At 64.4% G+C, this 25,500-nt stretch carries 23 protein-coding genes and 1 tRNA gene; 13 read left to right on the top strand and 11 right to left on the bottom strand.

Features of this window, described 5'->3' with window-relative positions; genetic code table 11:
- The first annotated feature begins 51 nt into the window (after positions 1-51).
- On the top strand, positions 52-1,674 hold the full coding sequence (locus tag ACFQO4_RS08985; RefSeq protein ID WP_500260596.1) for an ABC transporter permease: 1,623 nt from the start codon (positions 52-54) through the stop codon (positions 1,672-1,674).
- A gap of 28 nt (positions 1,675-1,702) precedes the next feature.
- Here the strand turns inward: ACFQO4_RS08985 and ACFQO4_RS08980 are convergent, their stop codons facing one another.
- Positions 1,703-2,566, bottom strand: a complete 864-nt coding sequence (locus tag ACFQO4_RS08980) for an SOS response-associated peptidase (RefSeq protein WP_500260595.1) — start codon at positions 2,564-2,566, stop codon at positions 1,703-1,705.
- Between the two features lie 187 nt (positions 2,567-2,753).
- On the opposite strand from ACFQO4_RS08980, the gene ACFQO4_RS08975 reads away from it, so the two are divergent.
- On the top strand, positions 2,754-2,879 hold the full coding sequence (locus tag ACFQO4_RS08975; RefSeq protein WP_256498842.1) for a hypothetical protein: 126 nt from the start codon (positions 2,754-2,756) through the stop codon (positions 2,877-2,879).
- A gap of 169 nt (positions 2,880-3,048) precedes the next feature.
- On the opposite strand, the gene ACFQO4_RS08970 is transcribed toward ACFQO4_RS08975, so the two are convergent.
- Genes ACFQO4_RS08970 through ACFQO4_RS08960 form a run of 3 tightly spaced genes read right to left on the bottom strand, consistent with a single transcriptional unit; the run spans position 3,049 to position 4,761 of the window.
- Positions 3,049-3,552 carry a DUF7500 family protein gene (locus ACFQO4_RS08970; RefSeq protein ID WP_500260594.1) on the bottom strand — a complete coding sequence of 168 codons (504 nt, stop codon included), beginning with the start codon at positions 3,550-3,552 and terminating at the stop codon, positions 3,049-3,051.
- 25 nt (positions 3,553-3,577) lie between these two features.
- Positions 3,578-4,168 carry a flagellin gene (locus ACFQO4_RS08965; protein ID WP_500260593.1) on the bottom strand — a complete coding sequence of 197 codons (591 nt, stop codon included), beginning with the start codon at positions 4,166-4,168 and terminating at the stop codon, positions 3,578-3,580.
- A 2-nt stretch (positions 4,169-4,170) separates the two neighbouring features.
- Positions 4,171-4,761: a flagellin gene (locus ACFQO4_RS08960; RefSeq protein WP_500260592.1), complete on the bottom strand. Its 591-nt coding sequence runs from the start codon at positions 4,759-4,761 to the stop codon at positions 4,171-4,173.
- A gap of 618 nt (positions 4,762-5,379) precedes the next feature.
- Here ACFQO4_RS08960 and ACFQO4_RS08955 point away from each other — a divergent pair.
- Genes ACFQO4_RS08955 through arlJ form a run of 6 tightly spaced genes read left to right on the top strand, consistent with a single transcriptional unit; the run spans position 5,380 to position 11,514 of the window.
- Complete coding sequence (locus tag ACFQO4_RS08955; protein ID WP_500260591.1) at positions 5,380-6,465, top strand: FlaD/FlaE family flagellar protein; 1,086 nt, start codon at positions 5,380-5,382, stop codon at positions 6,463-6,465.
- Between the two features lie 4 nt (positions 6,466-6,469).
- The gene (gene arlF / locus ACFQO4_RS08950; protein ID WP_500260590.1) at positions 6,470-6,901 is read left to right on the top strand and encodes an archaellum stator protein ArlF; all 432 of its coding nucleotides are present in this window, start codon (positions 6,470-6,472) and stop codon (positions 6,899-6,901) included.
- Between the two features lie 3 nt (positions 6,902-6,904).
- Positions 6,905-7,372, top strand: coding sequence for an archaellum stator protein ArlG (gene arlG / locus ACFQO4_RS08945; protein WP_500260589.1), 468 nt, complete (start codon positions 6,905-6,907; stop codon positions 7,370-7,372).
- The gene (gene arlH / locus ACFQO4_RS08940; protein ID WP_500260588.1) at positions 7,369-8,094 is read left to right on the top strand and encodes an archaellum protein ArlH; all 726 of its coding nucleotides are present in this window, start codon (positions 7,369-7,371) and stop codon (positions 8,092-8,094) included. Before arlG ends, arlH begins: the two co-directional genes overlap by 4 nt.
- A 1-nt stretch (position 8,095) precedes the next feature.
- Complete coding sequence (gene flaI, locus ACFQO4_RS08935; protein ID WP_500260587.1) at positions 8,096-9,775, top strand: archaellum flagellar ATPase motor FlaI; 1,680 nt, start codon at positions 8,096-8,098, stop codon at positions 9,773-9,775.
- 14 nt (positions 9,776-9,789) lie between these two features.
- The gene (gene arlJ, locus ACFQO4_RS08930) at positions 9,790-11,514 is read left to right on the top strand and encodes an archaellar assembly protein ArlJ/FlaJ (protein ID WP_500260586.1); all 1,725 of its coding nucleotides are present in this window, start codon (positions 9,790-9,792) and stop codon (positions 11,512-11,514) included.
- A gap of 154 nt (positions 11,515-11,668) precedes the next feature.
- Here arlJ and ACFQO4_RS08925 read toward each other — a convergent pair whose 3' ends face one another.
- The 4 genes from ACFQO4_RS08925 to ACFQO4_RS08910 all read right to left on the bottom strand — a co-directional run bounded on the left by ACFQO4_RS08925 (position 11,669) and on the right by ACFQO4_RS08910 (position 13,699).
- Positions 11,669-11,815, bottom strand: coding sequence for a DUF1328 family protein (locus tag ACFQO4_RS08925; protein WP_253430255.1), 147 nt, complete (start codon positions 11,813-11,815; stop codon positions 11,669-11,671).
- 188 nt (positions 11,816-12,003) lie between these two features.
- Entirely contained in the window at positions 12,004-12,798 is a 795-nt protein-coding gene (locus tag ACFQO4_RS08920) for an NAD+ synthase (RefSeq protein ID WP_500260585.1), read from the bottom strand.
- 204 nt (positions 12,799-13,002) lie between these two features.
- On the bottom strand, positions 13,003-13,464 hold the full coding sequence (locus ACFQO4_RS08915) for a homing endonuclease associated repeat-containing protein (RefSeq protein WP_500260584.1): 462 nt from the start codon (positions 13,462-13,464) through the stop codon (positions 13,003-13,005).
- 164 nt (positions 13,465-13,628) lie between these two features.
- Positions 13,629-13,699: transfer RNA gene (locus tag ACFQO4_RS08910), tRNA-Gly, on the bottom strand.
- Between the two features lie 99 nt (positions 13,700-13,798).
- On the opposite strand from ACFQO4_RS08910, the gene hemC reads away from it, so the two are divergent.
- Genes hemC through ACFQO4_RS08895 form a run of 3 tightly spaced genes read left to right on the top strand, consistent with a single transcriptional unit; the run spans position 13,799 to position 16,601 of the window.
- Positions 13,799-15,013, top strand: coding sequence for a hydroxymethylbilane synthase (gene hemC / locus ACFQO4_RS08905; protein WP_500261167.1), 1,215 nt, complete (start codon positions 13,799-13,801; stop codon positions 15,011-15,013).
- Positions 15,006-15,809 carry a uroporphyrinogen-III C-methyltransferase gene (cobA, locus tag ACFQO4_RS08900; protein WP_500260583.1) on the top strand — a complete coding sequence of 268 codons (804 nt, stop codon included), beginning with the start codon at positions 15,006-15,008 and terminating at the stop codon, positions 15,807-15,809. The genes hemC and cobA overlap by 8 nt, the downstream gene beginning before the upstream one ends.
- A gap of 3 nt (positions 15,810-15,812) precedes the next feature.
- Positions 15,813-16,601, top strand: coding sequence for a uroporphyrinogen-III synthase (locus ACFQO4_RS08895; RefSeq protein WP_500260582.1), 789 nt, complete (start codon positions 15,813-15,815; stop codon positions 16,599-16,601).
- Positions 16,602-16,634: 33 nt separating this feature from the next.
- On the opposite strand, the gene ACFQO4_RS08890 is transcribed toward ACFQO4_RS08895, so the two are convergent.
- Positions 16,635-17,960, bottom strand: coding sequence for a glycosyltransferase family 2 protein (locus ACFQO4_RS08890; protein ID WP_500260581.1), 1,326 nt, complete (start codon positions 17,958-17,960; stop codon positions 16,635-16,637).
- Between the two features lie 112 nt (positions 17,961-18,072).
- Between ACFQO4_RS08890 and ACFQO4_RS08885 the strand changes: the two genes are divergently transcribed.
- Entirely contained in the window at positions 18,073-19,224 is a 1,152-nt protein-coding gene (locus tag ACFQO4_RS08885; protein ID WP_500260580.1) for a CapA family protein, read from the top strand.
- Positions 19,225-19,649: 425 nt separating this feature from the next.
- Here ACFQO4_RS08885 and ACFQO4_RS08880 read toward each other — a convergent pair whose 3' ends face one another.
- Together ACFQO4_RS08880 and ACFQO4_RS08875 are read right to left on the bottom strand one after the other, a co-directional pair.
- Positions 19,650-20,768 carry a YihY/virulence factor BrkB family protein gene (locus ACFQO4_RS08880; RefSeq protein ID WP_500260579.1) on the bottom strand — a complete coding sequence of 373 codons (1,119 nt, stop codon included), beginning with the start codon at positions 20,766-20,768 and terminating at the stop codon, positions 19,650-19,652.
- A gap of 111 nt (positions 20,769-20,879) precedes the next feature.
- Positions 20,880-22,337 carry an MATE family efflux transporter gene (locus ACFQO4_RS08875; protein ID WP_500261166.1) on the bottom strand — a complete coding sequence of 486 codons (1,458 nt, stop codon included), beginning with the start codon at positions 22,335-22,337 and terminating at the stop codon, positions 20,880-20,882.
- Between the two features lie 427 nt (positions 22,338-22,764).
- Between ACFQO4_RS08875 and katG the strand changes: the two genes are divergently transcribed.
- On the top strand, positions 22,765-24,948 hold the full coding sequence (gene katG, locus ACFQO4_RS08870) for a catalase/peroxidase HPI (RefSeq protein ID WP_500260578.1): 2,184 nt from the start codon (positions 22,765-22,767) through the stop codon (positions 24,946-24,948).
- The last annotated feature ends 552 nt before the right edge of the window (positions 24,949-25,500 follow it).

Raw genomic sequence — 25,500 nt, 5'->3', positions numbered from 1 at the left:
GGCAAACGACACCGGCAAATACGCCGGGACTCGAGAATCGCGTACCTGCAGATGCCACGACCGTCATTCGTCCGCCGAATCGCAGCCGACGAGGAGCTCCCGCTGGGGTTGACGGCCCTCGTTGCGGCGATCGCCGCGACCCTGCTGTTTCCGCTCTCGTGGCTCCTGGTCGAGGCCACCCGGATCGACGGCGGTCGCGCCTGGCGCCTGCTCGTGCGACCCAAGACGGTCGAAATCGTCGGGAACAGCCTCCTGTTGATGGTCGGCGTCACCGTCTGCTCGGTTCTCGTCGGCGTCCCGCTGGCGTGGCTCACCGTCCAGACCGATCTCCCCCTTCGGCGCTTCTGGGCCGTCGCCGTCGCCCTGCCGCTGGTCGTCCCGAGCTACATCGGCGCCTTCGCGTTCGTCTCGGCCTTCGGCCCCCGCGGCGAGTTCCAGTCGATCCTCGAGCCCCTCGGCATCGAACGGCTACCCGAGATCTACGGTCTCTGGGGATCGATTCTCGTCATCACGCTCTACACGTACCCCTACGTCTACCTCACCACCCGCGCGGCGTTGCTCTCCTTCGACACGCGACTGTTAGACGCCGCCCGGACGCTCAATCACGACACCTGGGGGGCCTTCCGCCGGGTGACGCTCCCCCAGATCCGACCCGCCGTCGTCGCGGGGGCGCTGCTCGCCGCGCTGTACGCCGTCTCGGACTTCGGGACGCCCGCGATCATGCAACTGCCCGTCTTCACGCGACAGATTTACGTCGAGTTCCAGCAGTGGAACCGGGAGTACGCGGCCTTCCTCTCCCTCCAGTTGCTCGCCATCGTCCTCGTCGTCCTCGCCCTCGAGTGGAAGGTCCGCTCGAACCGGACGGTCCACGGGGACGGCGGCGGCCGTTCGAGAACCGTCGTCGAACTCGGCCGCTGGCGCTGGCCCGCGACGCTCCTGCCCGTCGGCGTCACGGCCGTCTCCCTGCTCGTTCCGCTGTGGATCCTGGGACTGTGGCTCGTGACTGCCGACCCCTACGCCCGCCCCGAACTGGCCTTCGAGTTCGAATACGCGTACAACTCGCTTCTCGTCTCGGGGGCCGCCGCGCTCCTCTCCGTCGCGGCTGCGATCCCGGTCGCCTATCTGGCGGCCAGGTCCGACGCCACGCTCGCCTCGGTGCTCGAGCGGGCGACGTACGTCGGCTTCGCCGTCCCCGGCGTCGTTCTCGGCCTCGCGCTCGTCTCCGTCGGAACGGACTACGAGGCGCTCGACCTGCCCTATGCCCCGGTGCTGTACCAGACGCTCCCGCTCTTGATCTTCGCCTACGTGATCCGGTTTCTCCCCCAGGCGGTCGGCTCGATTCGATCGACGACTCTGCAGGTCGATCCGACCCTCGTCGAGGCCGCTCGCACCCTCGGTGACACGCCCCTGAAGTCGTTCCGCCGGGTGACGCTCCCCCTCATCGCGCCGGGGATCACCGCGGGAGCTGCACTCGTCTTCCTGACGACGATGAAGGAACTGCCCGCGACCCTCTTCTTGCGCCCGACCGGGTTCGACACCCTCGTGACCGTGATCTGGCGCGCTCAGGAGGCCGCCTACTTCCAGTACGCCGCCATCCCCGCGCTCATGTTGATCGTCGTCTCGGGGCTCTCGATGGTCGTGCTCCTCACGCAGGGGGGTCGCGAGGGGCTCTAGACGGCTCGAGTTTTTGTCCCGGCCAAACTCAAACCTCCTCGAGCGGTTCCACCAGCGACGCCTCGTCCACTGCCGGACTGTTGACCGCCGTCGACACCGGATAGGCCCGCATCTCCTCGGCGGGGTAGGGCTCGAGCAGGTCCCGCGGGTCGTCGGCGGTCAGCCACTCGCGTTCGCGATCCGGCTCGAGGATCACCGCCATGCGGTCGTGCAGGTCGGCGACCAGGTCGTTCGGACGAGTCGTGAGCACGGTGAACGTCTCGACGGGTCCGGGTTCGCGTTCGGCGGCGCTCTCGCCATCCCCTTCGCTCGAGCCGCCGCCGAAAGCCTCGAGGCCGGCCTGGGTGGTCTCCGGGTCGGGCTCCCAGCGCTCCCACAGACCGGCCATCGCGAACGGGCGGTCGTCCGCGAGCGCGACCCGGTAGGGTTGCTTGCCCCCGTTTCCGGTTTCGACCCACTCGTAGAAGCCGTCGGCGGGGACCAGACACCGACCTCGGGAGACGGGCGTCCGGTCCCGATCTCCTGCGTCCGATTCATTCCGTTCAGACGGTTCATTCGCGTCGCCTGAACGGTCGACTCGGTCACTCTTCATCTCGTACGCCGGGCGAAAACTCGGTTTCTCGGCCACCGTTTCCGCCCTGGCGTTGATCAGGCCGTTAGACCTGCTCGAGCTACTCGAGCCGCCTGAGGCCCGCACGTCCTCGCGCCAGGCTGGACGTAGCCCCCACTCGAGGCGCTGGAACGTGGCGGGTTCGTCGTTCGTGATCACCGGCAGGCGCTGTCCTGGCGCCGCGTTGTACCGCGGTGCAAACGTTTCGTCGGACGGGAACCTGGCGTCGAACCGGTCCTCGAGGTCGCCCTGCTCGAGAAAGAGGGTGTAACGGCCACACATACGTCCCTAGGGGGGTGCCAGGAACAAACCGGTATCGCCCCTCGGGACGATCGACTATCGTCTTGAGCGAAATCCCGATCGTTTCCCGTGGTATGCAGTCGCTAAGGACTGATTAAGAACTGGCTGCAATGGGATGGGCCGGATTAACACGTTCGTACTCATGACCCTCGGTCTCCTCGACACGAGTATGTCCGCCGAGCATACGGACGCCTACGAAGCGTCGTTCACCGACGACGGATGGTTCGAGATTCGCGAGTACGACCAGCCCGAGCGCTGGATCACGACGGACTCGCCGGTCGAGTGCGAGCGGTGATCGCCGGCGCCTCCTCGAGACCGACGTTCGGTTCCCGGATGCGGCTCCGACTCGAGTCCGTTTCAGACGGCTCGAGTTCGCCCCAGATGACTCGAGGGAGAGTCCGACCCGTCCCGCGGAGAGCCGTCGCTCGAGGGGGTAACAGCGTGAGTGAAAACCGGCGGCCTGTCTAGGCCTCGAGATCCGTGGTTGCCAGCAGCACCTGCAACGCGTCGGTCGGCGACATGTCGTCGTCGAGCTGCCCGGCGTACCAGGTCAGGAGGTCGGCGAACACCTCGCGAACGTCGTGAGACGTCGCGCGGTGGTGTGCGATTTCGCCGTCGGTCTTCAAGGTGATCTCGACCCCGTGGGGTTCGGACGCGGCCGCGAGCCACTCGTCGGGCTCGCGTGTTGCATCCGAACCGTTGGAATCGGTTCCGAACTCGAGCCCTCCATCGGCCTCGAGACCGATATCGGCACGCTGGCGTGTGCGTTCACCAGCCGCCTCGGTCTCGAGGCCGCGTTCGCCGTCGGGTGACGGCAACGAGGGGGACTCGAGGTCGGAACTCGAATTTGACTCCGACCGCACGACGTACCGATTCTCACCCAACTGTGTGACGGTCTCGTTGTCAGGCGTGACCTCGAGGTCATCGGGGGTGAGGATTGCGTTGTCGTATGTCGGATTGGGGGTCATAGATTTAATTAGTTACAGTGTGTGATTAGACTTCGACAACCGTCTGGCTGTCACTTACCGTTTGTGGCATCGTTACACCGTAACTGAACTGTGCCCCCGACTGATCAACGAGTTCCACTGTTGCACTGTCACTTGTTTGGAGTGCGGATGGTTGATCAGGAGTCCCCAGATCAATAGTTAGTTCAATCCGGTCACTTGTAGCCGTTAATGAATTATCTTGACTGTCGGCGGTGGCTGCAGTAGTACTGAATACTGAAGCCGCGGATCCTGAATCATGGCCGAGGGTGATTGAGTCACTTTCATCCGTATATTGAACGGTAAGTGAAGTTAAATCAATCACATCGGAGCCTGCTGACTTCTTCACAACCAAGTTTAGTGAGTCAAAGTCACCATTATCGTCGGTATCCTCAGCATATGCTTGGACAACTTCAACCTGGTTCGCTACAGCCTGCTGGGTTTCTGTACCCGTGTCGGACGCCTGGCTCTGCAACGAACCAGCCGTGTTGATCAGTACACCTGCCGCGATCGCCGCGACAAGGACCATTGCAATGAACACGATGAGGGTACCGATACCCACCTGACCGCGTTCTTCGGAATTGTGGATTTGCTCAAACATTATCAGACCTCAACAATATTGGCATCACTACTGAACGTTGCTGGGACAGTCACACCATAACTGAATTGCGCACCAGACTGGTCTACAAGTTCAATTGTTGCGCTAGCACCAGGCTGAAGTTCACCACTGGCTTCATTCGTATCGCTGAGAGCGATATTTATCTCAATCCTATCACTTGTTTCAGTCAGCGCAGTCGCATCAGTAGTGTCAGCCAATGCAGTCGTGTCGAACGAATCTGCACCACCGCCGTCAACATACTCAAGCGTATCAGAGGTCGTTTCACTTGTATACTGAACAGTAAGCGAAGTTATATCAATCACATCCGATCCTGCCGATTTCTTAACAACTAGATTAATATTCTCAACAGTATCGTTAGTACCAAGGTCACCATACGCGTGGACGACCTCAACCTGGTTCGCTACAGCCTGCTGGGTTTCCGTACCCGTGTCGGACGCCTGGCTCTGCAACGAACCAGCCGTGTTGATCAGTACACCTGCCGCGATCGCCGCGACAAGGACCATTGCAATGAACACGATGAGGGTACCGATACCCACCTGACCGCGTTCGTCGTTTTCTGTTATTGTTTCGAACATGTATGCGTACACCCTGTGTGCCCTCTCGAGCCGCCGATCGCAATAGTAGTCAACCCACCATTGTCCCTCGAGGCACCCTGTCGGTCCCTCGAGCCTGTCTCCGCCGACTCGACGGGCACAGCCCGTCGCTTCCTGGGGGGACGTAGCGACGGAGTCGTGTGGACGCGAACGGACGCGTCTGAACCCCGTCGAAAGTCGGCGTGCGGCGATATCGTTGGCATCACAGATTCTGGGGATGTACCCCGTTCGACTCATAGCCTAGTTGGGTAATCAACCTCTGTAGAATATCGAGCGGCGTATCGAACGCCGACTCACGACTCGATACGCGGGCCGAATCGGGGGGCGAACTCGAGCGTACTACTATACCGCTACTGTGACTACTGAGTGATGAATGACTGTAACTGCGCGACGTGACGATGGGCTCGCCTCCAGCTCGCGTCACCGCCTTTTTGGTGCCTTCGGCCGTCGTCAGGGTTCCGGCCGCAGTCCCGTTTTCGCTTTTGGTTCCGTTTTGGATTCTGCTTTCGCTTCCAATCTCGCTCTCCCTCTCGCCCTCACACCCAAACCCGCTCCCGTTTCCACCCACCACACGCGACGCCCCACACGCGCGGTGATCCGATGAATCTTGGTCTCGGAAACCTCCGCGAGCTGCTCGAGAACTTCCTCGGGAACTCCGGGGGCCGACGAGGGCGGGATCGGGAGGCAGAGCGGCAGGCGAACGCGGAGGCCGAAGCCGGAGCCGCCGACACTGACGCCGCACACGACGGCGACGAACCCGGACCCGACGAAGCCGCGACTGGCCAGTCCGAAGCCACGACCTTCGAACGCGAGGAACGTCCCGACCCCGACGACCTGGACGAGGACGAGGTCGTCGACGACCTCTACCACCGCATCGAGAACCTCGAGGACGACCTCGAGCAGAAGGGCAACACGCTGGGCTCGATTCAGGACTCCACCCAGCACGTCTCGAGTCAGGTCGAGGACGTCAACGACACGATTCGCCAGTTGCTGGGGATCTACGACCGGCTGACCGACGACGTGAACCCCTTTACGGGGAGCGGCGAGGAGCGCCACGGGTTCGGGGTCTTCGACGACGAGGACGAACCCGAGGGCTTCGGTCTCGGAAAACCGGCGGCGGAGGCGACCGACGCAAACGATGACGGCCTCGAGATGGGTACCGACCCTGAAGCGGAATCCGTCTCCTTCGACGACCTGAAGGGGATGATCGAGGACGCGGCGGCCGACGCGAGTTCCGACGAAACTGGACAGACCATCACGTTCGACGAGGACGACGTCGACGACACGCACGTCGAGGTACAGGCGACCGACAGCGTCGATGGTGCGGACGAAGAGGCAGCCGAGGATGAGGACGACGCCAACGCGAGCGACGTCACGCTCGCGCGACTCTCGAACACGTACGCGAGCGACATCATCGTCTTCGAGTGGCTCACCGCTCTCGTACGGACCGGCGGCCCGGCCGCCACACTGCGGGCCATCTCGTACTACCGCGAGATCGGCTGGATTAGCGAGGACGTCAAGGACCACCTCGAGAGCGTCCTCAGCGGGCCGGACCTCGACATGCACGTCGATCCGGAGACGACGCCCGACGAACTCACCGCCGAGGACCACGCCGACAGCTACACGTACATCATGAAACTCCAGGAAATCCACGAGACCAAGCGGGAAGTAACCCCCCAGAGGTGACAGGATGGGATTCAGCACCAGCGGGGCCGTGGCGATCCTCTTCATCGGGCTGCTCGTCGCCGTCGGCATCGTCTACCCGACCGTCGAGACCGCCCACGAGCGACGGGCCGACGCGATCGACGAACGGGACGAGCGCGCGCTCGACCTGCGGAACTCGGACGTCGCGCTCGAGGCGACCTACGACGACGGGGCGAACGAACTCCGCGTGAACGTGACGAACACAGGGACGACGACGCTCTCGGTGACCGAGACGACGCTGCTCGTCGACGGCGCCGTCCGGACGGACGCCGCAACCAGCGTCGAGGGCGACGCGACGCGAGAGCGCGTTCACAGCGGCGAGGTACTCCGGTTCACCGTCACGGACGTTACCAACTACCCCAACCGGGTCAAGGTCGTCACCGAACACGGCCTCGCCCGGATCCTCATGGAGGTGTGACCGATGGGCAGTGAATCCGTCTCGACCCTGATCCTGTTCATCGCCGCGATGCTCGTCGCGGCGGGAATCGCGGGCACGCTCGTGGCGAACGTCAACGAACTCAGCAACTCGATCGACACCAAGAGCAGCAGCGTCAAGCAGGAGATCGACACCGATATCGAGATCATCAGCGACGCCGGAAGCGACGCCGTCTACAACGATACCGTGGGCGAGGAACGGATCACGCTCCTCGTCAAGAACACCGGCGAGCGAACGCTCCCCACCGACGGCGCGAGCCTGGACGTCCTCGTCGACGGAACCTACGTCCAGAGCGACGGCCTCGAGGTGTCGGTCCTCACCGACGGCCCGACCTGGCGACGCGGCGAGGTCGCCGAACTCGTCGTCGCCGTCGACGGTGGGCTCGACCCCGGCGACCACCGCGTCGTCGTCGACGTCGGCGGCGACAGGGAGGTGTTCGAATTCTACGTATGACCGATCACTACTCACTCGGATTGACGGAGACGGATCGCGTGGACAACGCCATCGGCGGCGGCCTGCCGGAGGGGAGCGTCGTGCTCATCGAGGGCGAAGACGGCGCCGGCAAGAGCGCCCTCTCCCAGCGCTTCTCCTACGGGATGGCCGAGGAAGGGACCTACGTCACCTACGTCTCGACGGAACTCGAGTCCTGGGAGTTCGTCCAGCAGATGCACTCGCTGTCCTACGACGTCGTCGATCACCTGCTCGGTGAGCAGTTGCTGTTCCTGCACGCGAACGTCGACACCCACTCGAGAGGGAAGAAGCGCCAGTTGCTGGCGCGACTGGCCGACGCCGAGACGCTCTGGCGGGCGGACGTGGTTTACGTCGACACGCTCTCGGCACTGTTGCGAAACGATCCCAACTTCGAGGCGGCCGACCCGGCCGACACCGATCACGTCCTCCAGCGACTGGTCACGTTCCTCCGGCAGGTCACGCTCCAGGACAAGACGGTCGTCCTGACGGTCGATCCGACGAGCGTCGACGACGACGCGCTCCGCCCGCTTCGGAACGTCGCGGACGTCTACTTCGACATCGAGACGTCCGCAGTCGGCCAGGAGATTCGCCGCCAGATCAGGGTGCGTCGCTTCCAGAACATGAAGAGCCCGGTCGATGACTCCATCGGGTTCAACGTCCAGCAGGGCCGGGGCGTCTCGATCGTCAGCCGGACGGTGGCCTGAGATGGCGGACTTCGGCACCGCGCGACTCTCGAACGAACTCGAGGCACTGGCGACTGAGTACCCCCACCTTCGCGAGCACCTCGAGTGGTTCCACGAGGAGTACGGTGAGTACCCGACGCTCATCGAGGAGCCGTCGGGCGAGTGGGAGTCCCACCGCCCGAACGTGATCTACGAGGCGGAGGCACCAATCTTCTGCCACGTTCACGGTGACGTGGGCATCGACAAGACGTACTACTGCGTCGAACCCATCCTGGACGAGGCCGACAAGGCGCTGTACAACCAGATCAGACAGCGGATCCTCGACAAGAGCGTCACCCGGCCCGCCCCGAGCGACAACGAGGAGTTCGAGGGCCACCTCGACGAACTGCTGGGCGAGGTCGCCGAGGTGACCTCGGGAATCACCGGCCAGTCGATCGGTCGACTGCGCGCCTTCGGGGGCGGAAAGATCAGTCTCACCCGGGCGCAGTACGACAAGATCCGCTACCAGCTCCAGCGCGACATCGTGGGCCTCGGTCCCCTGGAACCGGTGATGGTCGACACGGCCAACGAGGACATCCACGTCATCGGTCCCCATCAGTGTTACATCGATCACGGCACTTACGGGATGGTCGAGGCGACGGTCGACTTCGGTTCCTCCGAGGAGTTCGAGCAGTGGCTCCGGAATATGGGCGAGCGGATGAATCACCCTATCTCGGACTCTGACCCGGTGATCGACGCCACCCTGCCCGACGGCTCGCGTATCAACATCATCTACTCCGACGACGTCTCCGTGCAAGGACCATCGCTGACGATCCGGCAGGGCGAGGAGATTCCGCTCACCATCCTCCAGATCACGAAGTGGGGAACGCTCAGCCCCGAACTCGCGGCCTACCTCTGGCTCTGTCTGGAGAACGAGCAGACGGTGTTCGTCGTCGGCGAGACGGCCTCCGGGAAGACGACGACGCTCAACGCGATGCTCTCGTTCATCCCACGGGACGCCAAGATCTACACCGCGGAGGACACCGCCGAGGTCGTGCCGCCTCACAGTACCTGGCAGCAGCTCCTCACCAGGGAGGGCTCGAGCGACGGCAACGCTGACGTCGACATGTTCGATCTCGTGGCGGCCGCCCTCCGTTCCCGCCCCGACTACATCATCGTCGGTGAGGTTCGTGGTGCGGAAGGACAGATGGCGTTCCAGGCCGCCCAGACTGGTCACCCGGTCATCCTGACGTTCCACGCGAGCGACATCGTCTCGATGATTCAGCGTTTCACCGGGAACCCGATCAACGTCCCGGAGACGTTCATGGACAACTGCGACGTCGCGCTGTTCCAGAACCGGGTGAAACAGGGCGACGACATCCTTCGACGGGTCACCTCGGTCCAGGAGATCGAAGGCTACTCCGACTACGAGGGCGGCGTCGTCACCCGTGAAGCCTTCAGCTGGGATCCCAGGGACGACAATGTGACGTTCACCGGGCGGAACAACTCGTACGTCCTCGAAGAACAGATTGCGACCCTGCTCGGCTATCAGGACACCCGCGACATCTACAACGAACTCGACCGTCGTGCGGAGATCATCCGCCAGCTCATCGACGCCGACGTGCTGGGCTACAACGAAGTCAACAAGGCCATCACGGACTTCCAGCGCGACGGCGTTCAGGGGCTCCCGATCCAGGTTCGCGGGCTCGAGCAGTTCGCGTAACGATCACCGAAATCATGGCGACCGACACCCAGACTCAACCGCCCGACCTCTCCACTCGCTCGGCGCTGGCCTCGATCAACGCGGCCTACGAGACTATGGAGATGTCCGTCGAGCGGTACCTCCTGCTCGTCGTTCTCCCGGCGTTCGCCATTTTCGTCGCATCGGTCGTCGTGCCGTTCGTGCTCGGCTTCTCGCTCATGGTGTCGGTTCCCGCCGTCGTCTTCGGGCTGTTCGCCGTCGTCGTCGCCGTCGTCTACCCGAAGATCGCCCAGGATCGCAGGCGCAAGGAAGTTCGCCAGCGCTTTCACCTCTTCCTGACTCATATCACCGTCCTTTCGACGACCAACGTCAACCGCGTCGAGGTGTTCCGGATCCTCGCGGAGGAAGACGAGTACCAGGCCATCGCCGAGGAGATGGGCCACCTCGTCGCGCTGGTCGACACCTGGAACCTGAGTCTCGACGACGCCTGCCGCATCCGGGCGAAACAGACCCAGAGCCCCCTGCTCTCGGACTTTCTCGAGCGACTGGCGTACACCGTCGGCGGCGGTCAGGAGATCAGCGACTTCCTGATGGACGAACAGGACACGATTATCCAGCAGTTCGTCACCCGCTACGAGGGCGACCTGACCAAACTCGACGTGATGAAAGAGCTGTATCTGTCGATGATGCTCTCGGTAGCGTTCGTCCTCGTGTTCGCCATCATCCTCCCGATCCTGATCGGGACGAGCCCGACCCTGCTCATCGCCGGAACGATCGTCATGTTCGCGTTCGTCCAGGCGGGTTTCGTCTACGCCGTCCACACAATCTCGCCGTACGACCCACTCTGGTACATCGAGGAGACCGACGGCGAGGGGCCGCTCGTCCGCATTCCGCAGGCGCTCGTGATCGGCGTCGGCGCGAGCCTCCTGCTCGCCGTCGTCGTCATCGCCGTCGCCCTCGGATTCACGCCGCTCGCGCCGGATCGGATCCCGCTCCCGATCATGGCGGCGATTCCAGTCACGCCGCTGTTGCTCCCCGGGTGGCGGATGCGCCAGGAGGAACAGAAGGTCAAGGACCGCGACAGCGAGTTTCCGAGTTTCATCCGTGCCCTCGGGGCCGTCGAGAGCGTCAAACAGACCTCGACCGGGAGCGTCCTCGAGAGTCTCCGCCACAAGGACTTCGGCTCGCTCACGAAGAACGTCGACGCGCTCTACAAGCGGCTGAACATGCGGATCGACGACGTCCGCTCGTGGCGGCTGTTCGCCGCGGAGACGGGATCGTACCTGATCCAGAAGTTCGGCGACATGTACGTCGTCGGTCGCCAGATGGGCGGCGACCCGAAGGTGCTCGGTCAGGTCATCAGCAAGAACCAGAACCAGGTGCTGAAGGTGCGCGAGAAGCGCCAACAGGCGACGACCACGCTCATCGGGGTCCTCTACGGGATCACCGCCTCGAGCGTCTTCGCCTTCTTCATCGGCCTCGAGGTCGTCGAGATCATGATGGACATCACCGCCGAGATGGACCTGGATCAGCAACTCGTCGGCGATCTGCTCAACACGAGCCAGTACAACCTCGTCGTGATGGAGTACCTGTTGATCACGACGATCTTCATCAACGCCGCGCTCTCTGCCATCATGATTCGGCTCACCGATCGGGGGCACATCCTCAGCGGACTCGTCCACTTCGTGTTCATGTCCTGGCTGGGTGCCATCGTCGCCGCGATCACGACCTACGTCGTCAACGCGGTCGTCGCCGTCTAAGGGACTCGTTCTTCGCGCTGAAGCTCGAGAGAGCCGTCTCTCGAGCCCACTATCTCGACGGAGAACAGCGGTCGCTGGCGATTGCTGCGTGCTGCGTCGAAGGGCGCCGACCACCCCGCTGGCGGCCGACGCCCGGCCCGGGACCGCTCCCGGGCTACAGTAACAGCGACGCCACGGCCAGTACCAGGAAGATCAGGACCAGCCACTTGGCGATGGTCATGCTCAGGCCTGCTACACCGCCTGCCCCGAGGGCGGCGGCGATCAATGCTATCACGAAGAACAGCAGTGCCAGTTCGAGCATACCATCTGTTCGAATCACGGATTTCTGCATACCAGTGCGGCCTGCAGGTGCCACTAACTCACAAGGGGGGAGATAGTAAATGTCGAGTGAACGTCACGATAGATGACGAGAATCGTTCTCGCTGCCGAGTAGCAGATTGTTCGCGGCTCGAGTTAGAAACGGCACCTGACGTGGCCAGCGAACGCCGATCACTCGAGCGGTTCCGGCGCGGGTGGGGCCCGACGCTTGTGCGCGCTGGCCTCGTACAACCCTCGGACCATCTCGACCGTTTCGGGATCGACCTCGAGGCGCCGAGCCGTCGCCGCGACCGAGAGCGGCCCATCGACGTGGCTCACGAGTATCGCGTCGAGGGTATCGTATTCGATACCGAGTTCGTCCTCGTCGGTCTGGTCGGCCCAGAGCTCGGCCGTCGGCGTCTTCGTAACCAGGTCCTCTGGAGCGCCCAGGGCGCGGGCGAGCTGACGAACCTGCTGTTTGTACAGGTTGCCGATGGGGTGGCAGTCGACCGCGCCGTCGCCGTACTTCGTGAAGTAGCCCACGGCGGCCTCGCTGCGGTTGCCGGTCCCCAGCACCAGTCGCCCGTCGTGGTTCGCTACCAGGTAGTTGAACACCGCCCGGACGCGAGCGCGGGCATTGCCGACCGCCACGTGGTCGCCCTCGGCTTCGGGGTAGGCCGCGAGCAGCGCCTCGACGACGGGTTCGACCTCGATCACGTCGTAACTCATCTCGAGGTCCCGTGCTACCCGCTCGGCGTCGCTCATGTTGTCCTCGCTGCTGACGCGGGCAGGGAGCACGAGACCGTGGACGCGCTCAGCACCGAGGGCCTCGACGGCGAGGTAGGCGACGGTCGTACTGTCGATCCCACCGGAGAGCCCGAGGACGACGCCGTCGACGCCCGCGGCTTCGACCTGGTCGCGGACGAACTGCACTACGTGGTCGCGTCGCGCCTCGAGTTCCGCCTCCGAGAATCGAAGATCGATCATCGCGCGTGTGTTTGCTCGAGAGCGACTAATAGGCTCGCCTCGAGCGGGAAAAGTGGACGGGCGTTCGATTTGGCGACGCCCACCGCATAGCGTTCATCGTTTGCCCATTCTCGAGAGAGGATTGAGAATTCGAGTTAGTACTCTATTTATGGCCGTATTCATAATCCACCGTCTCGACTTGCTACGCACTTATTGGCACAGAAATTACTCGATCATTACCTCAAAATCTTCCATGAGTATATGCAGCGCAAGGTGTTGACGTTTGGTTAGTACAATGATGTTGTCGGGAGTGTTGAGCCACGGAATCGGCTTTTTGTGATGAATTTGCTTGTCCACTACTGCGTCAAATCCGAACTCAGGTACCGCGAGAAGACGATGAACGCTAACCTCAGATTGCTCTCCCTCGTACGTATGCACCCACCGCTCGTAGCCGCTTGAGTCTGGATGGTACGGGACGTGATCGTATGCTTCCCCGACTTGATCGTACGTCTCAATACCTGCCGCTTCCTTCGCTTTATTCCATCCTCCTACAATATCGCAGATATGGGTTACGCACGGCGAAAGATTGAGTTCTCTATATTCGGCTTGCGTGGGTGACTTCTCGAGCTTCTGAGCCGCTTTCTGGAGTGATGAGATACAATCAGCCTTTGTGTAGACTGTCGCCATATGAAACCACTTCGAGCGTTCTCACAAATAAACTGATTCTTCAGCGATCCAACAGTCAGGATGATGGATCTCATCCCGACGATCATCGGAACAACTCACGAAACAAACTGACGCGATCTCGAGACTCTCGTAGCTACCTTCTTCCCGAAGGACTGATTAAGAAGTGCGCGGTCCGGGAATTGAACCCGGGCTCTAAGCTTGGGAAGCTTATGTCCTGCCACTGGACCAACCGCGCTCGCCCACTCCTACCACCTCCTCGTTTAAGTGCATTCCTTTCTACGTCACCCAACTCGAGAGCGTGCGCTTTTCATACTCGAGGCTCGGACTCATGGATATGCGAACCAAGGGGACGGTCACACTGGCGACGCGAGGCTCCACCCTCGCCCGGCGTCAGGCGGACCTCGTGGGTGAGGCCCTCGAGAACCGCCGCTACGACGTCGCGTTCGAGACCGTCGAAACCACGGGCGACCAGCTACGAGACGAGTTGATCCATCGACTGGGGAAAACCGGCGCGTTCGTTCGCGAACTCGACGACCACGTCCTGGAGGGGAGCGCCGACGGCGCGGTCCACTCGATGAAGGACATGCCGACCGAACAGCCCGGCGACCTCGTCACCGCGGCGGTGCCGGAACGCGCTCGACCTGGCGACGTGCTAGTGACCCCCGACGGAGCGAGCCTCGAAGACCTCCCCCATGGTGCTGTTGTGGGAACCTCGAGCTTGCGCCGACGGGCCCAGCTCCTCTCGGAGCGCCCGGACCTCGAGATCGAACCGATCCGCGGCAACGTCGACACCCGCCTCGAGAAGGTGCTGGCGCCCGCGCTCCGAGCCGAGCGCGAGGAACGACGAGAGGCGGACGCAGAGCGGCGGGGGAACGCGAATAACGGTGGCGAGAGCTACAAACCGACCTACGACGACAGCGACGGGAACGCAGACGGCAGCGACGGCGACGCCGAAGACGCTGACGACGGGATCACCACCGTCGACGACTGGCACGCCACCCTGAGCGACCTCGAGCAACGCGCCCTCGAGCGCGACGTCGACGTCGCGTACGACGCGCTCGTCCTCGCCGAGGCTGGCCTCGAGCGCAGCGGATTGAACGAGTACGTCGAGTATCGGCGACTCTCCCCCCAGAGGTTCGTCCCTGCCCCCGGCCAGGGCGCGCTCGCGGTGACAGCCGTCGACGGCGAGACTGCCGGCGAACTCAACGAGGTTCTCGACCATCCCCGGACCCGCGTCGAGACGACCGTCGAGCGGACGATCCTCGCGGAACTCGGCGGCGGGTGTATCGCCCCGGTGGGCATCTACGCCATCCTGCAGGGGGAGTACGTCCACGCGAACGTGCAGGTGTTCGACCGGGACGGCCAGGAATCGGTGACCGGCAGCCGCGACCTACCGGTGGAACGCCACGCCGAGGCCGCCCGACAGTTTGCCCGCGACCTGGCCGAACGCGGCGCCGCCGAGTTGATCGAGGGCGCTCGAGACACAGAAGACGAAGAGAACGAAGCGGGCGCGGCGGACGTCCAGACCGAAGAGGGCCGCGATGACTGAGGCTGAGGCCGACGTCGGCACCGTCTACCTCATCGGCAGCGGGCCGGGCGATCCCGACCTGCTCACCGTGAAAGCGAAACGGCTGCTCGAGACCTGCGACGTCGTCCTCCACGACAAGTTGCCGGGCCCCGAGATCCTCGAGTCGCTCCCCGACGACGCCGAGGACGTCGGCAAGCGCGCCGGCGGCGAGCGCACATCCCAAGCGGAGATCAACGAACGGCTGGTCGCGCTGGCCCGGGAGGGCACGGACGTCGCCCGCCTCAAGGGTGGCGACCCGTTCGTCTTCGGGCGGGGTGGCGAGGAAGCGGAGTACCTCGCCGAGCACGAAATTCCGTTTGAGGTCGTCCCCGCGGTCACGTCGGCGGTCGCCGCGCCCGCCGTGGCCGGCATCCCGGTCACCCACCGCGATCACGCCTCCTCGGTGTCGTTCGTCACGGGCCACGAGGACCCCACGAAACCCGAGTCGGCCGTCGACTGGGAGGCACTGGCTGCCACGGGCGGGACCATCGTGGTCCTGATGGGCGTCGGCCGCCTCCCCGACTACACCGCGGCCCTGCTCGAGGCCGGGCTAGCTCCCGAGACGCCCGTCGCCCTCGTCGAGCGCGGCACCTGGCCCGGCCAGCGGGTCGCGACGGGAACCCTCGAGACCATCGTCGACGTTCGCGACGAGGCCGGCATCGAACCGCCCGCGGTGACGGTTATCGGCGACGTGGCGGGAACGCGCGAACGGGTGCTCGAGTTCCTGGCGAACGAGCGAGAGCGGGCCGACGACCGGATCGAGAACGAGGGGAACTGACCCGTGCGGGATCTCACCGTCGCCGTCTTTCGCCCCGACGACGATCGCCTTGAAGACGCCGTCGAGTTGCTCGAGTCCCTCGGCACGACGCCCGTTCCCGACCCGATGCTGGCCGTCGAGCCGACCGGCGCGAGTCCGCGCGAAGACGCTGACTACGCGATCTTGACGAGCAAGACGGGAGCCGAACTCGTCGCTGGCGCCTACCCCGACGCCGACGCCAGCGTGGACGTGGACGGGCGGACGGATCGCTGGAACCCCGGCGAGGCTACCCTCTGTGCGGTCGGTCCGAAGACCGCCGACGCCCTCCGCGAACAGGGATACGACCCCGACATCGTCCCCGAGGAGTACACCTCGAGCGGCCTCGTGGCCGCCCTCGAGGACCACGTCGACGGTGCTCGCGTCGAGGTCGCCCGGAGCGACCACGGGAGTTCGGTCCTGCTCGAGGGGCTCGAGGCCGCCGGGGCCTACGTCCACGAGACCGTCCTCTACCGACTCGTCCGGCCCGACGGGAGCGGCGACTCCACGGAACTCGCCGCCGCGGGGGACCTCGACGTGGCCTGTTTCACCTCCTCGCTGACGGTCACCAACTGGCTCGAGGCCGCAGACGAGCGGGGAGTGAGAGACGCGGCGCTCGAGGGACTCTCGAACGCCACGGTCGGCGTCATCGGCGAGCCGACCCGCGAGACCGCAGCCGCGGCAGGAATCGACATCGACCTGGTCGCGAGCGAGGCGACGTTCGAGACGCTGGCGACCGAGACGGTCGAACTGGCGGCGCCGACGTATTACGAGTGATCGGTCGTCACCGCCGTGGCCGACCGCAGCCGTTTACGCTCCTGCTTTCGTCACCCGGTACCACTCGCCGTTCCAGCTGATCACGTACTCGAGGACGGCCTTGAGCGTCAGGACGCCGAAGGCGGGCACGACGAAGATGACGAAACAGGCGCTCCAGTGGAGTCCGTCGATGCGCCCGTCCTGAACGTCTCTGAGTGCGACGCCGCCGATCAGCGCTAGGAGGCAGGCCACGGGCACGAGCAGGGCCGATTCGGTGTCGAGCATGAGCAAGAGGGCGATTTTGCCGGCCAGCAAGAGGACGGCGAGGGTGCCCAGCAGGGCGGACGACAGGCGCCCGATTGAAACTAGGCCGCGCCGATCGATCCCCTCCGTGAGGGCCTCACGAAGCGTCCGGTGGAGCACCTCGACCTGGCCGATGCGCCAGCGCTTCCGTTGGCCCCACAGGTCCCGGAGCGTGTGAGGTGCTTCCATCGTGTTCGTCCACTGGCGTGCCTGTGTGACCGAACAGCCCGCCCGGTAGCAGTCGTGGGCGAACGCCAGGTCCTCGGTGAGCACGTCGTCGAACCCCCCGACGCGCTCGAGGGCCTCGCGGGTGAAGACGGTCGAGGAACTTCGGCAGTTCGCGAAGCCGAACAGTTCGACGAGCTTGTAGCTCGAGTGAAAGAGGACGCGCTCGCAGTACGCCAGCGTCTCGACGGGGCCGGTCGCTCGCGGGACGCGACGGCCCTGGAATACGTCTGCGTCGCCGCCGTCAGCTTCGTCCTTGCCTTCGCCCTCTCCCTCGAGTTCGGCCATCGCCCGCGATAGAAACGCCGGATCGACCCATTCGTCGGCGTCGAAGACCGCGAAGTGGTCGGCGTCGCTCTCGGCGACCGTCCAATTGATCGCGCCCGCCTTCGAGCCGGGCCGGCCGTTGACGCGACACCGAACGCGGTCGTGACGGGCGGCCAGCCGCCGGGCCACCGATACGGTGGGCTCGTCGTTCGGTTCGACGACGACCGTCACGGCCAGGTTTTCGTACTCGCTCTCGACCAGACTCTCGACGCTGATCGGGAGCGTCTCCGCGTCCCCGTAGACGGGCACGATGGCCTCGAGTGGCGGCCCGTCGGTAATTCGCGGGTCGTCGTCGTTCGAGGCCCACACTTCCCGGAGCAATAGTGCGCCCGTCGCGAGGAGGAACGCCGTGAAGAGGGCGACGGCAGGCAAGGCCTCGAGGTAGACGACCTGAACGGTCACTAACAGTAACTCGACGGTGACCGTCTGGATGTCCGCCCCCTGGTAGAGGCCGGCGAGGACCAGCGATCCGGTCCCGACTCCCGTCCCGAACCGTTCGATCACTCGAAAAATCGGGGAACCCATACGGGGCAACGTTCCAACCGACCCGTCTTCAATATTATGAACGAGCGTTCGAACTGCACGCAACCGTGCTCGAGGCTGAAGGTTTTTGTCAGTTTGCTCGGTAGGTCGAGCAATGACGGAGCGACGGGTGACGCGCCGACGAGCGGTTCTCGCAAGCGGCGGTGCAGTGATGCTCTCGGGGTGCGCGTCGGTCCTCGACCGTTCGGACGGGGATGGAGCGCGACGGACGAACGAGGACGCGTCGCGTGGCGAGGAGGCGGGCCAGAAGCGAACCCGCATCGGCTTCGTCGGCGACGTCATGCTAGCACGAGGCGTCGAGGCCGAGCACGTCGACGGCGGTCCGTCCGACCCCTGGGAACCCGTCCTCCCGTACCTCGAGTCGCTCGACGGCCTGGTGGGGAACCTCGAGTGCTGTCTCTCGACTCGTGGCCAGCGGTTCCCCGACCGGGAGTTCTACTTCCGAGCAGATCCCTCGTGGGCGGCGCCGGCGCTCTCGCGGGCCGGATTCGACGCGCTCTCGCTCGCGAACAACCACCTGCTCGATTACGGTCCGACGGCGCTGCTCGACACGCTCGAGGCGCTGGACGAGGAGGGGATCGCCCACGCCGGCGCGGGTGCGACGCCTGACGATGCCTACGCACCGACGCGCGTCTCGGTCGACGGGATCGACCTCGCGGTCGTCTCCATCGCCGACCACTTCCAGTCCTACGGTGTCACCGACGACCGACCAGGGACGGCCTACCTGAAGTGCGACCCGACGGAAGCTCGGACCCAGGTTCGGCTGCGGAAGGCGCTCTCGCAGGCGAGGGCGTTCGATCCAGGCCCCGACCTCGTCGTCGTCTCGGTTCACTGGGGACCGAACTGGGTCGAGTACCCCAAATCGACGTATCGAAAGTTTGCCCGCTACCTGATCGATTCGGGCGCCGACGTTGTCCACGGCCACAGCGCCCACGTCTTCCAGGGCGTCGAGACCTACCACGACGGCGTCATCCTCCACGACACGGGCGACTTCGTCGACGACTACGTGATCAAGGAGGAACTGCGAAACGACCGCAGCTACTGCTTCGAACTCGTCCTCGAGGCGGGCGAACTCGAGGCGGTCCGACTGGTCCCCATCGAAATCGACGACTGCCGGGTGCACCACGCGAGCGACGACGCCGCCGACTGGGCGCGAGACACCATGCGCGAGCGCTCCGACCCGTTCGACACCGATTTCGAACTCGACGACGACAACGCGCTAGTGGTCACGCTCGAGCGGGAATGACGGCCTCGAGCGGTGTCACTCTCGAAATTACTTGTAACGAGACATACTATACCTTCTATAGTCTGAATCTCGCTCGAGCGATCTTCGACAGGTCACGACGGTCAGAAACGCGTGCTGGCCGGAAGCACACGTCGGCCGGAAGCATGCGCTCGCAATGGCGAGCGGGTGCGACCCGGGGAAGGGCAGGCGTCCGTCTCGGCGCGGTTCGAGAGCCAGTTGGCGACAGCAGCCCGATCTGGGAACGGCCTTCCCGACCTCGAGGACCCAGTTCCGCCTCGAACGTACCGAGGTCGCGGTCGCCGATGCGGAGTTCGATCACCATCCGACTGTGACCTCTCGTCCGAGATTGTCCGATCGCGGGCGGGGGACCGCGATCATCCCTACTGCATCATCTTTGCCGCGATTACCTCGTCCCCAGGAGGGACTCAGGAGTCGCGTGATCGACGGACGGTACCCACCTTCAGTGTCTCGACCCGTTCCAGCGCCGCTATCAGCACCTGTCGCCAGGGCGGCTCCTCCCGGTGCTCGAGTTCACGCCGGAGTTCCTCGTTCTCACGCTCGAGTCGGTCGACCGTCGACGCGAGCCGATCGACACGGGTCTCGAGGCCGCTCCGACGTGATCGCTGGGCGCGCAGGGTCGATCGAAGGTGATCGCGCTCACGTACGAGTCGGTTTCGTTGCTGTTCGAGTTGCTCGAGTTCCCGTTCGTGGGTGGCCTGTCTGGAGGGTGCTCGATCGAGGTCGTCTTCGTCCTCGAGGGTGAGCCGCCCCGCTGTCGTCGCGTTGACAACCGCGCCGACGAGCAACACCAGGCCACCGAAGTACAGCCAGGTCAACAACAGGAGGATGGCACCGATCGCCCCAGCGGAGTCGGTGCTGCTCGTGAGGGCGACGTACACCTGGAACAGCGCCTGGAGCGCCGCCCAGCCGACTGCGGCGACGACGACCCCCGGGAGAATCTCGCGGACGCCGACGTCGACGTCGGGGAAGAAGTAGTACATCGGGAGGAAGGCGAGCGTGAACCCGACGACGAGCATGAGCGGGTTCGCGATCCCGAGCAGCGGACTGTCGGGGAGGTACGCGAAGACCGCCGTTGCGACCACAGCGGCGAGCAGTGCGAGCCCAATCGCGGCGAAGACGACGAACGCGTCGCGGAGTTGCTCGAAAAAACTGTTCTCCGCGGCCGACTCGTAGATCTCAGAGAACGCGGTGTCGAGGCCGCGGAAGATCTTCAACGAACCCCACACCAGCGTCACGAGGCCGATGATCGACGCGCCCGTGCTCTCTGCGGAGCCGGCGATCGCCTCCTCGAGCAGCATCTGGCCACTCTCCGGGAGGACGCCTTCGGTCGTCGCGGCGACCTGTTCTGCGAGTTGTTCGTCACCGGCGATCGAGACGAGGAAGAACACGAGGACGAGCAGCGGAATCAGCGAAATGAACGCCTGGTAGGCGATGCTCGCCGCCATGAACGTCACGTTCTTCTGCTGGATGCCCGCGACGACGTCCTTTCCCGTCGATATCCTTCGGCGAACGTCGAGAGCCATATCTATAGCCGGACGCACCACGGCACCGTCGATAACGGGTTTGCTTGCACGCGTTCTGCGCTCGAGCGTCGCCGGTGCGGCGGTTACTGTTCGCCACGAACGCCTCGAGCGCTACTCGGCTGGTGCGTCAGAATCCCGGTCGACGTCTGTCGCGTCCGCTCCGCTCCTCGGCGCTCGAGGCCCACTCGCGTCGTCCTCGACGATCGCCTCGCGCCAGGTCCCGAGCCGGAACCAGACCACGGCGACGACGAACGTGGCACCCATGCCGACGGAGAACGCCCACCAGATGCCGTCGACGCCCCACTCGAGCCCCGAGACCGTGATGCCGAGGCCGGGAACCGTCACCGTCCAGACGAACGCGAGCACGAGTGCGACGGGGACGCGAAAGACCCACCGCGAGAGCATCGAGAGCGCCATCGCCTCGCGCGTGTTTCCGGCGCCACGGAACGCGCCCTGGATGACCATCACACCGGCGAAAACCCCCCAGAAGGGGGCGTTGATCCGGATGAAGACGATCCCTTCGGCGATCACGTCGGGATCCTTGACGAAGATGCCCATCGCCTGGGCGGGGAAGGCGAAGACGATAGCGGCGACCACGAAGATGAATCCGATCGTTCCCGCCGTCGCCGTCTTCGCGACGGTTGCCGCCCGATCGGGCGTCCGCGCGCCGAGGTTCTGACCGACGCCGGTCGCGGTCGCGTCGCCGACGGCGCCCGCGACGGACCACGTTACGGACATGAGGCGGACGACGATCCCGTAGGCGGCGGTCGGCGTCGCGCCGAAGCGGGCTACGAACGCGGCCATCGCGACCGATGCGAAGCTTCGCGCCCAGCCGTCGAACGTGGCCGGGTAGCCGACGTCGATTAGCCGGCGCTGGATCGTGAGGTTCGGCGTGAGGTCTCGAAGCCGGAGTCGAACCCCGTAACGACCGTCGAGGAGAATAGCGATTCCGGCGACCCCGGCGACGGCTCGCGAGAGGAAGGTCGCGACGGCCGCCCCGCGTGTCCCCCACTCGGGGAACGGCCCCCAGCCCAGGATGAGAAACGGATCGAGCACGACGTTCAGCCCGGCCGATATCAGGACCAGCCACATCGCCGTCTTCGTGTCGCCGGCGCCCTGGAGGGACGACCGGAAGGCGAAGAAGAGGAACGTCAGCGGCAGGGCGAGGAAGATCACTTCGATGTACGCCAGTGCCTCGACGAATACCTGATCGCGCGCGCCGATGAGCTGGAGTAACGGTCGCCGGAACGTCAGGCCGAGCGTCGCCAGGAGGCCGGAGACGACCACCGCAAGGAGGATAGTTTGGCCGACGACCCGGTCGGCCGCGCGCTGGTCGCCGGCGCCGACGTGCTGGGAGACGAGGGCGATGGTCGCCGCCGTCAGTCCCATCGCCGTCGAGACGAACATCCACGAGAGCGGGAACATCAGCGAGACGGCCGCTACCGCCTCCGAACTGACACGCCCGACCCAGAACATGTCCGCGAGGTTGTAGACGGTCTGCAGGAGGTTGCCGAGGACCAGCGGCCAGGCGAGTCGCGCGAGCTTCGGTGGTATCGACCCGGTCGTCATGTCGATCCCTTTTCGAGCTTCGACCTCGACCTCGCCGGATCGGGAACCAGCCCTGGCCTCGTGTGCGGCCGCTTCACCGTCGCTCGTCGACGAGTCGGACTCGAGCACGTCGTCGCTATCGTCGGCCCCCGAAGACACCACGTCGGTGATTCTCCTCGGGGAACCATCAAAAGGGCTCCCGTCTCGTTCGGCGTTGTCGACTTCTGGGCGCGGGTTGAGATACAATTCTTCCTTACGGGCTCAGCCAGGACACGACCGGGCCTGGTAACCCGCGATTACTACCGGATCTCGATGGCTGTAGTGGACGCACAGCGCGAATCAATCGCCGACGGCGGATTTACAAATTCGGAATATTGCTTTGGCTGCAACGAAGAGTTCCTTATCGGTTTAGACAATCTTATTAGGCGAAAGTAGCAATTACCGGGTGATGACGAGGTCCAACCAAGACTGGTGGCCGAACCAGTTGAACCTGAAGATTCTCGACCAGAACGCCCGCGACGTCGGTCCGATGGGCGAGGAGTTCGACTACGCCGAGGCGTTCCAGGAACTCGACCTCGAGGCCGTGAAGGCGGACCTCGAGGACGTGATGACGACGTCGGAGGACTGGTGGCCGGCCGACTACGGCCACTACGGTCCGCTCTTCATCCGGATGGCCTGGCACAGCGCCGGCACGTACCGTACCAGCGACGGTCGCGGCGGCGCCTCGGGCGGCACGCAACGGTTCGCCCCGCTCAACAGCTGGCCCGACAACGCGAACCTTGACAAAGCCCGCCGACTGCTCTGGCCGGTCAAACAGAAGTACGGCGAGAAGCTCTCGTGGGCCGACCTGATCGTCCTGGCCGGGAACGTCGCCCTCGAGTCGATGGGCTTCGAGACGTTTGGCTTCGCCGGCGGACGCGAGGACGCCTACGAACCCGACGAGGCCGTCGAGTGGGGGCCCGAAACCGAGTGGGAAGCGTCCGAGCGCTTCAGCGACGACGACGAACTCGCTGAGCCTCTCGCCGCCACCGTGATGGGGCTCATCTACGTGAATCCGGAGGGACCAGACGGCGAGCCGGAGCCGGAGAAGTCGGCAGAACGGATTCGAGAGTCCTTCGGTCGAATGGCGATGAACGACGAGGAGACGGCCGCGCTCATCGCCGGGGGGCACACCTTCGGGAAGGTCCACGGCGCCGACGACCCCAACGAACACATCGGCCCCGAGCCCGAGGCGGCCCCCATCGATCAGCAGGGGCTGGGCTGGGAGAGCAGCCACGGCTCCGGGAAGGGGACCGACACGATCACCAGCGGAATCGAGGGCCCGTGGAACGCCACGCCGACCCAGTGGGACATGGGGTACATCGACAACCTGCTCGACTACGAGTGGGAGCCCGAGACGGGCCCCGGCGGTGCGTGGCAGTGGACCGCGAAGAACGGCGAACTCGACGGCACCGCGCCGGGCGCCGAAGATCCGTCGGAGAAAGAGGACGTGATGATGCTGACGACGGACGTCGCCCTGAAGCGGGATCCCGACTACCGGGAGATCCTCGAGCGCTTCCGTGAGAACCCAGCAGAGTTCCAGGACGCCTTCGCGAAGGCGTGGTACAAGCTGATCCACCGCGACATGGGCCCGCCGGTGCGGTTCCTCGGTCCGGAGGTTCCCGACGAGGAGATGCTGTGGCAGGACCCCGTCCCCGACGTCGACCACGACCTGATCGGCGAGGCGGCGGTCGACGATCTCAAGGAGACGATCCTCGCGTCGGACCTCTCGGTTTCTCAGCTTGCCAAAACCGCCTGGGCAGCGGCGTCGACGTACCGCGACAGCGACAAGCGCGGTGGCGTCAACGGCGCTCGCATCCGCCTCGAGCCCCAGCGGAGCTGGGAGGTCAACGAGCCCGAGGAGCTGGAAACGGTGCTCGCGACGCTCGAGGAGATCCGCGAGGAGTTCAACGGCTCGCGAACCGACGACGTGCGCGTCTCGCTCGCCGACCTGATCGTGCTGGGCGGCAACGCGGCCGTCGAGCAGGCCGCAGCCAAGGCCGGCTATAACGTGGACGTGCCGTTCGAACCGGGCCGTACCGACGCCACGCAGGAACAGACCGACGTCGAGTCCTTCGAGGCGCTCGAGCCGGAGGCCGACGGGTTCCGCAACTACCTCGGCGAGGGCCACGATCGGTCGGCGGAGGAGTTGCTGGTCGACAAGGCCGACCTCCTGGACCTAACGGCACCCGAGATGACGGTGTTAGTCGGCGGCATGCGCGCGCTGGGCGCGAACTACAAGAATTCCGACCTCGGCGTCTTCACCGACCGGCCGGAGACGTTGACCAACGACTTCTTCGACACCGTCCTCTCCATGGACTACGAGTGGGAAGCCGTCTCGGACGCGGACTCCCAGGACGTTGTGGAGTGGGAAGCACCCTCGGAGGGCCACGACATCTACGAGTTGCGCGACCGCGAGACGGGCGACGTCGAGTGGGCGGGGACCCGTGTGGACCTGATCTTCGGATCGAACGCCCGGCTTCGAGCCATCGCGGACGTCTATGGGTCCGACGACGGTGAGGAGAAGTTCGTGCACGACTTCGTCGATACGTGGGGCAAAGTGATGCATCTCGACCGCTTCGACCTCGAGTGATCACGGCTGCGGGTTCGAGTCGGTAGTCGTGTAGGCCATCTCGACGACACACGGCGCCCTTACCGGCGTGAACGGTGAGGGACGACCTGTTGAAATTCTTAGCATTTGAGAAGATATGTCCGCCCAATAGCGGTAAGCAGCGCGTGGTTTGTACGAGCTTCTGCGGAGTTCATCGAAGCCGGAGATTCGACTGGTAGATGACGTAGCACTTCTATCACGGTCCGGGGGCCGCGATATCGGCTCCCACCGTCGCCAGTGCGTCGGCGGGGTTCGGGTCGCTGTCGGTCAGGTGCGAATGGAGGAATTCACAGAGGGATGAGCGCTTCTATGATCGTATGGGCCAGAACACTCGATGGTCATAACCACGACAGCTGTCCGGAAGATGTGTGTAGAGGTGGCCTATGGACGAATCTAGGAAAAGATGTTAGAGTAGGGCGTATATCGCTCGAGATGGGTTCCAGGACAGAGGGAGGCGTGAGCAGGACAAAGAGAGTAACCCGAAAAGAGGGAGAAATCACCTCTCAAAAATTCATAGTCGGTTTCCGTCTTGCG

Source organism: Saliphagus sp. GCM10025334, from assembly GCF_042663485.1.
Classification (GTDB): domain Archaea; phylum Halobacteriota; class Halobacteria; order Halobacteriales; family Natrialbaceae; genus Natronosalvus.
Note: the sequence above shows the minus strand (reverse complement) of the source record. Positions and strands in the feature narration are given on the sequence as shown.

Bases quoted from the DNA above. Each gene is read 5' to 3' on its own strand.
- ACFQO4_RS08955 (WP_500260591.1), top strand. From the start codon at position 5,380: ATGAATCTTGGTCTCGGAAACCTCCGCGAGCTGCTCGAGAACTTCCTC.
- flaI (WP_500260587.1), top strand. From the start codon at position 8,096: ATGGCGGACTTCGGCACCGCGCGACTCTCGAACGAACTCGAGGCACTG.
- ACFQO4_RS08885 (WP_500260580.1), top strand. From the start codon at position 18,073: ATGACGGAGCGACGGGTGACGCGCCGACGAGCGGTTCTCGCAAGCGGC.
- ACFQO4_RS08965 (WP_500260593.1), bottom strand. From the start codon at position 4,168: ATGTTTGAGCAAATCCACAATTCCGAAGAACGCGGTCAGGTGGGTATC.
- ACFQO4_RS08980 (WP_500260595.1), bottom strand. From the start codon at position 2,566: ATGTGTGGCCGTTACACCCTCTTTCTCGAGCAGGGCGACCTCGAGGAC.
- hemC (WP_500261167.1), top strand. From the start codon at position 13,799: ATGCGAACCAAGGGGACGGTCACACTGGCGACGCGAGGCTCCACCCTC.
- ACFQO4_RS08925 (WP_253430255.1), bottom strand. From the start codon at position 11,815: ATGCTCGAACTGGCACTGCTGTTCTTCGTGATAGCATTGATCGCCGCC.
- ACFQO4_RS08960 (WP_500260592.1), bottom strand. From the start codon at position 4,761: ATGTTCGAAACAATAACAGAAAACGACGAACGCGGTCAGGTGGGTATC.
- arlF (WP_500260590.1), top strand. From the start codon at position 6,470: ATGGGATTCAGCACCAGCGGGGCCGTGGCGATCCTCTTCATCGGGCTG.
- katG (WP_500260578.1), top strand. From the start codon at position 22,765: ATGACGAGGTCCAACCAAGACTGGTGGCCGAACCAGTTGAACCTGAAG.
- ACFQO4_RS08875 (WP_500261166.1), bottom strand. From the start codon at position 22,337: ATGACGACCGGGTCGATACCACCGAAGCTCGCGCGACTCGCCTGGCCG.
- ACFQO4_RS08920 (WP_500260585.1), bottom strand. From the start codon at position 12,798: ATGATCGATCTTCGATTCTCGGAGGCGGAACTCGAGGCGCGACGCGAC.
- ACFQO4_RS08915 (WP_500260584.1), bottom strand. From the start codon at position 13,464: ATGGCGACAGTCTACACAAAGGCTGATTGTATCTCATCACTCCAGAAA.
- ACFQO4_RS08975 (WP_256498842.1), top strand. From the start codon at position 2,754: ATGTCCGCCGAGCATACGGACGCCTACGAAGCGTCGTTCACCGACGAC.
- ACFQO4_RS08890 (WP_500260581.1), bottom strand. From the start codon at position 17,960: ATGGGTTCCCCGATTTTTCGAGTGATCGAACGGTTCGGGACGGGAGTC.
- ACFQO4_RS08880 (WP_500260579.1), bottom strand. From the start codon at position 20,768: ATGGCTCTCGACGTTCGCCGAAGGATATCGACGGGAAAGGACGTCGTC.
- arlJ (WP_500260586.1), top strand. From the start codon at position 9,790: ATGGCGACCGACACCCAGACTCAACCGCCCGACCTCTCCACTCGCTCG.
- ACFQO4_RS08970 (WP_500260594.1), bottom strand. From the start codon at position 3,552: ATGACCCCCAATCCGACATACGACAACGCAATCCTCACCCCCGATGAC.
- cobA (WP_500260583.1), top strand. From the start codon at position 15,006: ATGACTGAGGCTGAGGCCGACGTCGGCACCGTCTACCTCATCGGCAGC.
- ACFQO4_RS08985 (WP_500260596.1), top strand. From the start codon at position 52: ATGCCACGACCGTCATTCGTCCGCCGAATCGCAGCCGACGAGGAGCTC.
- arlH (WP_500260588.1), top strand. From the start codon at position 7,369: ATGACCGATCACTACTCACTCGGATTGACGGAGACGGATCGCGTGGAC.
- arlG (WP_500260589.1), top strand. From the start codon at position 6,905: ATGGGCAGTGAATCCGTCTCGACCCTGATCCTGTTCATCGCCGCGATG.